The organism is Thermogemmatispora sp., assembly GCF_042408735.1.
In the GTDB taxonomy this organism is placed as follows: Bacteria; Chloroflexota; Ktedonobacteria; order Ktedonobacterales; family Ktedonobacteraceae; genus Thermogemmatispora.
In genome coordinates this window covers 60323-71850 of record NZ_JBHOQV010000156.1, presented here as the reverse complement: position 1 = coordinate 71850, position 11528 = coordinate 60323, and the positions used below count along the sequence as shown (strand labels likewise).

The following is an 11528-nucleotide window of genomic DNA, read 5'->3' as shown; positions in this document are numbered from 1 at the left end:
AACAGCCACCGGACCAGATAGCGGACGGCATAGAGACACGGGGATGCCGCTTTGAAGAGCGAGAGATGAGGCGCGACGGGGACCCTCGTGTCCGCAAGGTTGCGGGAAAGGAAAGGCCGCGCAGCGGAAGAGGCGGAGCGAAAGGAGAAGCGTAGCGGGAAACCGCGGCCGTATGCTTATTTTTCGTTCGTTCTAGCTGGCTTTCTTGCTTGATCTACAAGGTGAGCAGACATGGCATTGGAGAACGTTCGCGTGGCGAACGCGCCCTGCTCGTGGGGAACGTTGGAGTTCGAGGAGGCTCGGGGGCCGACCATTTCCTGGGAACAGATGCTGGATGAGCTGCGAGCTGCTGGCTACGAGGGGACCGAGCTAGGAGACTGGGGCTACCTGCCCACGGAAGCGGAGCACCTGGCCGCGGCCCTGAGCCAGCGCGCCCTGACGCTGGTGGCCGCCTTTGTCCCCATCGCGCTCAAAGAAACAAAGATGCTGCCGAGGGGCCTGGAGCAGGCTCTGCGTACGGCCCGGCTTCTCTCCGCTGTGGCCCAGGCCAGGGGGGACAGTTGGAGACCGCTGCTCCTGCTGGCCGATGAGAATGGCCGCGATCCCTTGCGCACCTCCTGCGCCGGGCGAATCTCCTCCGCTCAGGGACTCAGCCCTCACGAGTGGCGCCTCTTCGCTCGCCATAGCGAGATAGTGGCCCGTGCGGTTTACGAGACCACCGGACTGCGCACGGCCTTCCACCATCATTGCGCCGGCTACGTGGAAACGCCCGAGGAGATCGCCCGCTTCCTGGACCTGACCGATCCGCAGATAATCGGTCTGGCCTTCGACACGGGCCACTATCTCTATGGCAGTGGCCGCTGTGAGCCGGAGCTGATTGAAGATGCTCTCCAGCGCTTCGCTCCGCGCATCTGGCATCTCCATTTTAAGGACTGCTCGCCAACGGTAGCACGGCAGGCCCGCGCTGAGCAATGGGACTACTTTACTGCTCTGCGTCACGGCCTCTTCTGTGAGCTGGGCCAGGGAGCGGTACCGTTTGCGGCTGTCTTGGCCTGGCTGCAGAACCACGCTTACCAAGGCTGGATTGTGGTCGAGCAGGACGTCTTGCCAGAGATGGGCAGCCCCTACCTGAGCGCCCTCCGCAATCGCCAGTACTTGAGCAGGCTTGGTCTCTAGCTCCGCCAGCGAAGAGGCCCGCTCCAAAGAGGAAAGAGATGCTGGCGGAAGAGAACCCGGCTGTGGCCTTCTGAATCCTCCCAGGCAGCATTATAAGGAAAGGAAAAGAAAAAGAGGACGATATGACCGCTGAACAACTAAAGGTGGCCTTGATCGGGGCGGGGCGAATCGGACGTCTCCATGCTCGCCATCTGACAACTCGTATTCCCCGCGTCCGGCTACTGGCCGTGGCCGATGCCTGCCTTGAGGCCGCTGAGTCCTGCGCCCGCGAATATGGCATAGCGCGCTACTGCCCGGACTACCGGGAGGTCCTCGCAGACCCCCAGGTCGAGGCGGTCCTCGTCTGCTCGCCGACGAGTACCCACGCCCGGCTGATTGAGGAGGCCGCCCACGCTGGCAAGCACGTTTTTTGTGAGAAGCCGCTGGCACTGGACCTGCAGGCCATCGATCAGGCCCTGGCCGCTGTCGAGCGGGCGGGAGTCAAACTACAGATAGGCTTCAATCGCCGCTTCGACGCGAACTTTCGCCGTGTCAGGCAGGCTGTCGAGCAGGGAGAGATCGGTCTGCCCTTGATGCTCCACATCACTAGCCGCGATCCTGCTCCCCCGCCTGTTGACTATCTGCGTGTCTCAGGCGGGCTGTTTCTCGATATGACAATCCACGATTTCGATATGGCTCGCTTCCTACTGGCCAGCGAGGTCGAAGAGGTCTTTGCCCTGGCCCACAGCCTGAACGAGCCAGAAATAGCTATGGTCGGAGACGTGGCCCACGCCGCCGTTACCCTGCGCTTCGTCAATGGGACAATCGCTACGATCAGCAACAGTCGCCGGGCAAGCTATGGCTATGACCAGCGCGTCGAACTGCTCGGCAGCGAGGGGAGCATCGCTGTCGACAACGTCTATCCTAATACGGCCTTGATCAGCGACCGCCACGGGGTGCGGCGCGATCTGCCCCTGCCCTTCTTTATGGAGCGCTATGGCGAGAGCTTTGCCGCCGAACTGCAGGCGTTCGTCGAGGCGGTGCTTGACAATCGGCCTGTGCCCGTCAGCGGGCACGATGGCCGCATCTCGGTGGCAATCGCCCTGGCGGCCCAGCGCTCTTTGCTGGAGCATCGTCCGGTTCCCCTGCGAGAGGTGGCCTGGATGTGAAGAAGAGCGCAGGCGGCGGACAAGGTGAGGTGGCAACAAGATGGAGAGGTTTTCTGCCGAAGGAGGAGAGATGACAGTCTGTGGTAGAGAAGGCGTAAGTCCCAGTGCCAGGCAGATGAAGGCGAGCAGGCTCCGGGCCTGCGCCGATGAGCATGGCATCATCACGGCCCTGGCTATTGACCATCGAACGAACCTGGCACAGGCGCTGGCCGCCGCCCGCCCTTCCCGACGGAGGGAAGTCGATGCTACCGATCTGCGTACCTTCAAGCGCCTGGTCACGCAGATCCTCTCTCCCTACGCCAGCGCTGTACTGCTCGATCCCGAGTATGGCCTGGAGGCTCTGAGCGCGCGCCACCCCGGCACGGGCGTGATGCTCGCTTACGAGCGCTCGGGGTATGGTCCCAATGGACGCGATCAACCGCCCGAGCTGATCCCGAACTATAGCGTGCGACGGCTGGTAGAGGCTGGTGCCCAGGCTGTGAAGGTCCTGCTGTACTACAACCCCTTTGATAGCCCAGAAATCAATAGCGTCAAGCAAGCCTATGTCGAGCGCGTAGGGGCCGAGTGCCAGGCTCTGGGAGTCCCCTTCTTTCTGGAGCCCCTGGTCTATGCCAGCGACGAATTCCCCGCTGAGACGAGCGGCCTGGATTTTGCCTATCTCAAGCCGACCTACCTGGCCCGCACGGTGGCGGAGTTCGGGCAGGCACGCTACGGTGTCGATGTTCTGAAAGTGGAGTGGCCCATCGTCCCGACCTGCGTAGCTGGCCTGCGCTCCTGCGAGCTGCAGGCTCGTGTCTACTCGCGCGAGGAGGCCATTGAGCAGCTCCGCCTGGTCGGGATGGCCTCCTCGAAGCCTCTCGTCTATCTGAGCGCTGGCTACCGCGCCGCCACCGTCTGCGAGCTGTTGGAGCTGACTGCCGAGGCCGGCGTCCCCTTCTGCGGCGTGGTCTGCGGCCGCGCCATCTGGCAGGAGGGCGTTGCCATCTATGCCAGAGAGGGCGCTGCCGCCCTGGAACGCTGGCTATGCAGGGACGGCGTGGCGGCGATCCAGGATATCGCTCGCGTCCTGCGCCGCTGTGCCACGCCCTGGTGGCAATGGCAGGAGGGACCCGATCAGGGCCAGCAGAGCAGGGAGGCCGCTCCCGGCAACCCCCCAGGAGAGACGCCCTGACGGCTGGGCCAGGGCGGAGGGGGGCAGAAAGAGCGCGTAAGCGCAGCGAGAGACAGGCGACTGGCTTCCTGACAGGGGCGGGCGGAGCGTGCGGCTCCGTCCGCGGGCATGCTATAATGTGAGTATCGCCTGTCATCTCGCTGGCCTCAAGCGTTCAGGCGAAAGCGAGCCTTGTTCAGGGACGGACAGTCTACAATCTGCATTCAGGGAAGAGAGAACCATGTCTTCATCTGCATCGAAGAAGCAAGCCAGTCCTGCCACCTCCCAGCTCCGCGCACAGGGACGCAAGTCTCAGGCCCTCACCAGCTCTGCCGGCAAGCAATCGCAAGCTGAAGCCAGAGCGCCCAAACCAGGCAGACAGCTACAACGAACAGGCCGACGGCGGACAAACTCGGCCTGGCGCCTCTATCGCTGGTGGCTGGTAGGGGCGACCCTGATCCTCATCGGAGCGCTCGTTGGTCTCTTCTTCTTTCTCGGCCACCAGAGTGCCAGCGGTCCCACAAGCAGCAGTCGCTCGGCCACCGACCCGCAAGTCATGAACGACCTGGCCCTGATCAGCAACAGTCAGCTCTCCAAAGTGGGCACCGGTAACCTGTCAAGCCCCCTGCGCGTCATCGCCGATCGTCCGATGCTGCGCGGCCCCAGCGGCAAACCCGAGTTCTTCTACTGGGGGGCTGAGTTCTGCCCTTACTGCGCTGCCGAGCGCTGGCCTGTTGTCGTAGCCCTGAGCCGCTTTGGCACCTTTAGCAAGCTGCCTGAGACCACCTCTTCCGACACGGATGCCTACCCCAACACCGCCACCTTTACCTTTCATGGCAGTGCCTACCAGAGCGCCTACCTGGACTTCGCGCCAGTTGAGCTGGAAGATCGCGAAGGCCATCCCCTGGAAGGGCCAAACGTGGAACAGCAGCAAATCATCGCCTCGCTCAATCCCGACGGCAGCATCCCCTTCCTCGATATTGCCAATCTCTACCTTGTGCGGGGCCAGAGCTTTGATCCCAGTATTCTCACCGGGCTCTCCCAGCGCGACATCGCCCTCCAACTGACCGATCCCAATACCCCCGTGGCCAGGAACATCCTCGGGGTTGCTAACTACTTGACCGCCGCTATCTGCGTAGCGACAGGGGATCAGCCGGCCAGCGTCTGCAAAGCTTCCTATATCCAATTCATCGAGAAGCAACTGCCGCGCTCGCCCTATGCCCCTACACCCACGCCATCCGCCAGCCTGCCGTCTGACCTCCTGACGACGGCACTGGGGATGATCGCCTTCCGGCCTTTCCTTCGCCTTCGCCGGCCCTAGGCCAGATCGGCGATCTTGCAGGCTGCCAGAGGAGAGGACCGTCAGAGAACAACTGGACAAGACCGCTATCGCTTTGCCTACGCATCATAAGGAAGGACAAATGGGCCGTGAGCAGAAGAGAGCGGAGAGCATGGCTCCCCCTTTCACGGCCCGTTTGCCCTTCTCTAGGTCATCGTCCTCTCTGGGCTACCAGGCGGGAGAGGCGGCCACAGGCAGACCAGGAATAGGCCAGGTCCCCGGCAGCCATGAAGGCTGTGCGCGCTGGGCGCCACAGAGAATCGCTCAGCGCAGTGGATGGCCCGCGGCGGCGAGCAGCTCAGTGCACGTCAGGAGACGCCAGCGCCAGCCTGCTGCCAGGCCCGCAAGATGCGCTCGGGAGTCATCGGCAGCTCTGTCAGGCGCACGCCCAGCGCCTCACGCAGGGCGTTTCCGATGGCGGCAGCCACCGGAACTACCGGCGGCTCACCTGCCCCACGGGCCCCAAAGGGACCTAGCTCGCAGGGCACCTCGACAATGAGCGGCGTGATCGAAGGCACATCCTGGCTATGCGGAAGGGCATAGTCCATCAAGGTGCCCGTCAGCAACTGGCCCTCCTCACCATAAGCCAGGCCCTCCAGCAAAGCCCAGCCGATCCCTTGTGCCACGCCGCCATAGATCTGACCCTCTACCTCTCCGCGGTTCAGGGCCCGGCCCACGTCCTGGGCCGCGACGTAGTCCAGAACTCGCACCTCACCCGTCTCAGGATCGACAGCGACCTTGGCCAGATGCACGGCGAACATCGGGCCGGAGACAGCGTTAGCCGAGCGACCGCGGCCAAAGACAGGCGCATGGCGAGAACCAAAGCCGGTCGAGTGAATGGCTACCTGCGGCAGCGTCACGTACTTGTCGGGAACGCCACGCACAACCACCCGGCCATCGCGCAACTCAAGATCCTCGCGGGCCGCCTCCAACAGCTCTGCCGCGATCGTCAGAATTTGCTCGCGCGCATCCTGAGCGGCTGCCAGGACAGCCGAGCCAACGGCGTAGGTCGTCTTGCTGCCCGCCGTCAAGCCACTGTAGGGCATCGAATCGCTGCCCTCATGGATCACCGTGACCGCACGCGCGGGCAGGCCCAAAACCTCAGCCGCAATCAAGGCCAGGGAACTATCGGAGCCAGACATATCGACGCTGCCGACGATCACCGTGACAGTACCATCATCTTCCAGGCGGCAGAGGGCCGCCGCCGGCTCCGTGGCCCCTGGCCAGCCGCCCGCTGCCAGGCCAATCCCAACTCTCCAGCCCTTTAACTCAGCCGGCAACTCACTGCGGGCGCTCTGACGCTCACGCCAGAGCGGGTGGTTGCCGACCGCCTCCAGACACTCCACGAGGCCGATGCGCGGCCAGCGCCCTCCTGGCACGCGCGGGTCCCCCTCGCGCAGAGCATGGCGCAGACGGAACTCGAGAGGATCAAGGCCCAGTCGACGACACAGCTCATCGACCGTCGACTCCAAAGCAAAATAGGCTTGAGGACCGGTTGGGGCCCGATAAGCGGCGCTGCCAGGCTTGTTGGTCTGCACGAGATAGCAGCGGATATCAAGATGGGGGCAACGGTAGAGGTTGCTGAAATGGAAGCCGCTCAGCCCGGCGAGCGCATAGGGATAGGCGCCCGAATCCAGGATCATGCGCACCTGGATAGCCGTCAGAGTCCCGTCCCGGCGCGCTCCCAACTTGACCGTGATCGCCGTCTGCGGAGCTGGATTGCCGGCCAGTAGTTCCTCCTGGCGCGTATATACCAGGCGTACTGGCCGGCGCAGCTGCATGGCCGCCGCCGCTACCAGCGGCTCAAGCAACACTTCCTTGCCGCCGAAGCCACCACCGACCGGTACCGGCTCGACGTGAATCTGGCGCTCGGGCAGCCCCAGAGCCAGCGCCACTGCCCGGCGCGCGTTGAGCAGTCCCTGCGTACTGGAATAGATCGTCAACTGCCGCGTGAGGGGATCGGGCACAGCCAGGACCGTTTGCGGCTCCAAATACGACTGATGCACCGGCAGGGTCGTATAATGCTCCTCCACCACAATCTCCGCCTGTCGTAGACCCTCCTCGATCTGGCCCTGGCGCAGCGGCGGAAGAGCGGCAGCATTCGGGGAAAGGCCCTCCTCCTCAAGCGAAGCGCCCGGCGGCAGAAAGAGCGTATGGCTCTGCCGCACTACCTCCCGAAAGTTGCTCTGCAAACAGGCGCGGGGAGCATCGGGCCGACAGGCGGCCTCGGGATCAAGAACCGCCGGCAGCGGCTCATAGTCAACTTCGACCGCGGCGGCCCCGTCCTCAGCCAGGGCCTCTGTCTCCGCTACGACCAGAGCCACAGGATGCCCGCACCAGCAAACCTCGCCGCGCGCCAGCGGCTCTAACGAGCGGACGCTACCGTCCGAGGCTCGCAGGCCCAGGTCCGCCGCCGTAAAAACGGCCACCACTCCCGTCAGCGCCAGGGCCGCCGACGTATCGATGTGGCGAATAGAAGCATGGGCATAGGGACTGGTCACCAGGCGGGCGTGAAGCAGTCCCGCTGGCAGACGATCCCCTGCATAGCGAGCGCGCCCGCTCACCTTGGCTTCTCCGTCCAGACGAGGGAGCGCCGTCCCAATCAAAACAGACGACGCCCGCCTTGGCGCTTCATGCAGCATCTCCAAAGGCCTCCTTTCGCTTCCTGCAGAGAGAGGAGAAAAAGGCTCGTGCCAACACCGCCGGCAGCAGACTCAACCAGCAAGAAAGAGAAGATCAGTCTCATCCGCGTGCCGAACAGGACAGGACGGCCTCGCTTTCCATTGAACGCCAGGGCCGGCGGCTCCGTCAAGCCCTATCTATCCCAACGCAGGAGGACGCTAGCCAGGCCAGTCCTGATCAGGCCAGAGGAGGCCTCCCTCCCCAACTGTCAAGGCAATGACTGCCAGATGCCTGCTACCTGCTCTGGCCGGACCCCGCGCCAGGCTCTATGCTCTTAGCTAGCAAGGAATGTCATAGGGGACCTGCCCGAGAAAGGATGCAGCATGTTGAGCACCAGGAGCATGAAGCTCGTACGCCGACTCCTTCCCTCGCTGCTGAGCTGCGCAGCTATTACCGTCCTGGCGGCCATCAGCAGCCTGCTCCTCGCAAGTAGCCCGCGTCATGCCGCACAAGCGGCCTCCGGCTTCGTCACCCGCTGCGGTATCCACTTCTGCCTCAATGGCCAACTCTTCTACTATGCCGGAGCCAACAGCTACGACATCTTCACCTTTGGCGACGGCAGCAGCAGCAGCACGCAGGACGACATCGAAAACAAGTACATGGACAAAGCGGCCATCGACGCCTACTTCAGCAATGCCCAGAGCGATGGCATCACCGTCGTCCGAACCTGGATGTTTGACCACGAGACCTGGCACGGCTTCGAACCGGCCAAGGGTGTCTACAATGTCGCCGAGTTCGATGAATTTGATTACATCATTCAATCGGCCAAAGCCCACAACATCCGCCTCATCCCCGTTTTTGAAAACTACTGGGAGGCGTATGGTGGCATCGACACCCGCCTGCAGTGGGAAGGACTGCCCACCGGCCAGTCCAATCGCTGGCGCTTCTTCAACCAGCAGCAGTGCCCGGGCTGCTTCACCCAGTACAAGAATTACGTTTCCTACGCTCTCAATCACGTCAACCACTACTCTGGCATCGCCTATAAAGATGAGCCGACCATCTTTGCCTGGGAGCTGATGAACGAGCCGCGCTACGAAAACGCCACCCCCGACGAGAGCACCACCGGCACCACCCTGCGAGCCTGGGTTGACACGATGGGGGCCTTTATCAAGAGCATCGACCCCAACCATATGCTGGGTACCGGCCTCGAAGGCCAGGGTACCGCCTACGGCTACGGCGGCAACTCCGGCAATCCTTTTGTCTATATCCATCAATCTCCATATATCGATTTCACGTCCGCCCACTTTTACCCGACGGAGAGCTGGGCCAACCTGAGCATGAGCCAGGCCCAGCAAGTCATCAACAAATGGGTTAGCGACTCGCACAACGTTGTGGGCAAGCCCTTTATCCTTGGCGAGTTCAACAGCCGCTCTGACGTCGGCAACCGCACAGGCTGGTGGACCATGTTCTACAGCACACTGGAGCAGGACGACGCCGACGGGGACAACTTCTGGATGTACGTGGCGCGCAATCCCGACAGCATCTACGGCGTCACCCACGGTGCTCCCGAGCTAGCCATCTTCATGCAGCACTCGCAGCACCAGCAGCAGAAATCGGGCGGTGCCCCTGGTACGGGGACGACGCCGACCCCGGGAGCGACCGTCACGCCGACAGCGACCCCTGCCGCCAGCCCGACGCCGACGCCTAGCCCAACTCCCAAGCCCACGGTGACGGTTACGCCGACGCCGACCTCGACGCCGACGCCGACGCCAACTCCCGCCAGCGGCCTGAGCTGCCGCGTGCGCTATACGATCACCGCTCAGTGGCCGGGCGGCTTCGGAGCCAGCATCGCTATTACCAACACCGGCAGCACGGCCATCAATGGCTGGACGCTCAGGTTCACCTTCCCGAACGGGCAGACAATTACTCAGGGCTGGAACGGCAGTTTCAGCCAGCAGGGCAGCACCGTCACCATCACCAATCTTTCCTATAACGCCACCATCGCGGCGGGGGCAACCCTGGGGAGCGCCCCGGGCTTCAACGGTACCTGGAATGGCACAAACTCACCCCCGACGAGCTTCACTCTCAATGGCGTAGCCTGTAGTCTCCAGTAACATCCCCTGCAGGGGCCGGCCGGCGGACCTGAGCCGGTCTGGCGAGCCGGCCCTGGCGGGAGGACCAGCAGATCTCTTCCCCTCGCGACCGCGGCCGTCGCAGTGAGCGTACTGGAATCAGGGTGAGGAGGGGTCCCCGTCGGGGCCCCTCCTTATCAGCACTTCTGGCCCGGGCGGTCTCTTTTCCTCCCCACGCCGGAGCTGGCCTCTTCCCTTTGGTTCCTCTCTCCTGAGAGCCTCCTCTTTCCTGGCTTCCTCCTGTCACGAAACTGTTGCGAAAAAAAAGTCCCGGAAGGCTTGACGGAAACCGGTTTCAATGGTATAGTTTCGCCAGAAACCGGTTCCAGAAGTCAGCACTACCCGCGCCGGAACCAGTTCAAGAGAGCCTTAGACGTGGGAGAGACCGACAATGGACGAGAAGCTGACCATCCAGGATATTGCCCGCCTGGCCGGGGTCTCGAAGTCGAGCGTCTCGCGCGTGCTCAACAATTATCCGGCCATCAGTCGCGAGCTGCGCGAGCGTGTGATGCGGGTGGTGCGTGAGTATAACTTTGTGCCGAATGTGACCGCGCGCGGCCTGGCCGGCGGTAAGACGCGCCTGGTCGGAGTCCTGACCCCGCCGCTGACCTGGCCAGCGATTCCGGAGATGCTGCGTGGGGTGGCGGAGTATATCGAGCGAACCTCCTACGAGATGGTCCTCTATAGCATCAATTTTGAGAATCCCACCCACACGGACGTTGTCGACCGCATTCTGTCGCTGCGCATGGTCTCGGGCCTGCTGGCGATTCTGCCCTGCGACCTGACTCCCCATCTGCTCAAGCACTTTGAGCGCGGGCTGCCGATGGTCATGATCAATGACCAGGAGCCGCCGGAGCGCTTCCCCTGTCCCTGGGTGGGGGTGGATAATCGTACCGGGGGCTATCTGGCGACGCGCCATCTGCTGGAGCTGGGCTATCGGCGCATCGCCCATGTGATGGGGCCGAAGCGCTACTACTGCGCCCAGGAGCGCTTCGAGGGCTACTGTCGGGCGCTGCGGGAGGCCGGGCTGGAGCCTGATCCCGAGCTGCTCCTGCAGGGCGAGTTCGATCCCGCCAGTGGCCGCCGCTGCGCCCGCGAGCTGTTCGCCCGCGAGCGAGAGCGCTGGCCCGAGGCGATCTTTGTGGCCAACGATCAGATGGCCTATGGCCTTCTGGAGGTGGCCGAGGAGCAAGGCATTCAGATTCCCCAGGATGTCGCCCTGGTTGGCTTCGATGATAACCTGGTCTCGTCCCATGTTCGCCCCCCGCTGACAACGGTGCGCCAGCCCTTCTCTCAGATGGGGGCTAAGGCGATCGAGCTGCTGCTCACGATGGTCGATCCCGATCACGTCTTGCCACGGGCACGAGCCGCTGAAGGCGACAACTGCGACGGGGCAGGGAAAGCCCCCTCAACGCTGGCTGCCGCCGCCCCAGCCGCCGACTCCGCCCGCGCGCTGCGTGAGCCTGCAGCTCCCTATCACGCGGACAAGACCATCCATATACAGCTAGAGACCAGCCTGGTAGTACGAGCGTCAAGTGTGCCCGCCTGATGCCGGCTCGCTCGCTCCAAAGGATGTGGAGCCTTCTGAGCCAGGGCCTCTTGCTACCCACGCTTGCCCGCTCTGCCTGACCAACGCTTCATTCGGGGTGCATGGATGTACCTCTCGGCTGGAGAACAGTATGTATTGTCATACTGTTGTCCTGCTTTCTGGCTGGCCAGGAGGCGCGCCTGCCGGCGCTCGCCAGCTCTGAGACCGCTCCCTCCTCCCCGAGCGGGTCGGCGGGAACGATCGGGCAACGAGGCTGCTGGCCCGGCAGGCGCCGCCCGAGGAGGGGTGATGAGGAGGGGTGAGCAACAGGCTGGCCAGCGCGTTGTGGCTGCTGGCCACCGCTGCCGGCGCCGGAGCCGACGCGAGGCCGGCACTGCAGCACCGCCTCTGGCATGCTTTCAGGCCCAGGGGA

Annotated in this window: 7 protein-coding genes; 6 read left to right on the top strand and 1 reads right to left on the bottom strand. The window is 63.5% G+C overall.

The features are described from left to right. Window positions 1–231 precede the first annotated feature (231 nt). The 4 genes from ACFMO7_RS17675 to ACFMO7_RS17660 all read left to right on the top strand — a co-directional run bounded on the left by ACFMO7_RS17675 (window position 232) and on the right by ACFMO7_RS17660 (window position 4795). Complete coding sequence (locus ACFMO7_RS17675) at window positions 232–1176, top strand: TIM barrel protein (protein WP_376796808.1); 945 nt, start codon at window positions 232–234, stop codon at window positions 1174–1176. Window positions 1177–1298: 122 nt separating this feature from the next. After that, window positions 1299–2324, top strand: coding sequence for an inositol 2-dehydrogenase (gene iolG, locus ACFMO7_RS17670; protein ID WP_376796807.1), 1026 nt, complete (start codon window positions 1299–1301; stop codon window positions 2322–2324). A gap of 70 nt (window positions 2325–2394) precedes the next feature. After that, the gene (locus tag ACFMO7_RS17665; protein ID WP_376796806.1) at window positions 2395–3495 is read left to right on the top strand and encodes a tagatose 1,6-diphosphate aldolase; all 1101 of its coding nucleotides are present in this window, start codon (window positions 2395–2397) and stop codon (window positions 3493–3495) included. 220 nt (window positions 3496–3715) lie between these two features. Continuing rightward, window positions 3716–4795: a DUF929 family protein gene (locus tag ACFMO7_RS17660; RefSeq protein WP_376796805.1), complete on the top strand. Its 1080-nt coding sequence runs from the start codon at window positions 3716–3718 to the stop codon at window positions 4793–4795. 326 nt (window positions 4796–5121) lie between these two features. On the opposite strand, the gene ACFMO7_RS17655 is transcribed toward ACFMO7_RS17660, so the two are convergent. Then, complete coding sequence (locus ACFMO7_RS17655; RefSeq protein ID WP_376796804.1) at window positions 5122–7455, bottom strand: xanthine dehydrogenase family protein molybdopterin-binding subunit; 2334 nt, start codon at window positions 7453–7455, stop codon at window positions 5122–5124. Window positions 7456–7818: 363 nt separating this feature from the next. Here ACFMO7_RS17655 and ACFMO7_RS17650 point away from each other — a divergent pair, with 363 nt between their 5' ends. Beyond that, entirely contained in the window at window positions 7819–9549 is a 1731-nt protein-coding gene (locus ACFMO7_RS17650) for a cellulose binding domain-containing protein (RefSeq protein WP_376796803.1), read from the top strand. Between the two features lie 409 nt (window positions 9550–9958). Beyond that, window positions 9959–11116 (top strand): LacI family DNA-binding transcriptional regulator, encoded by a 1158-nt coding sequence (locus tag ACFMO7_RS17645; RefSeq protein ID WP_376796802.1) that lies wholly within the window; start codon window positions 9959–9961, stop codon window positions 11114–11116. The last annotated feature ends 412 nt before the right edge of the window (window positions 11117–11528 follow it).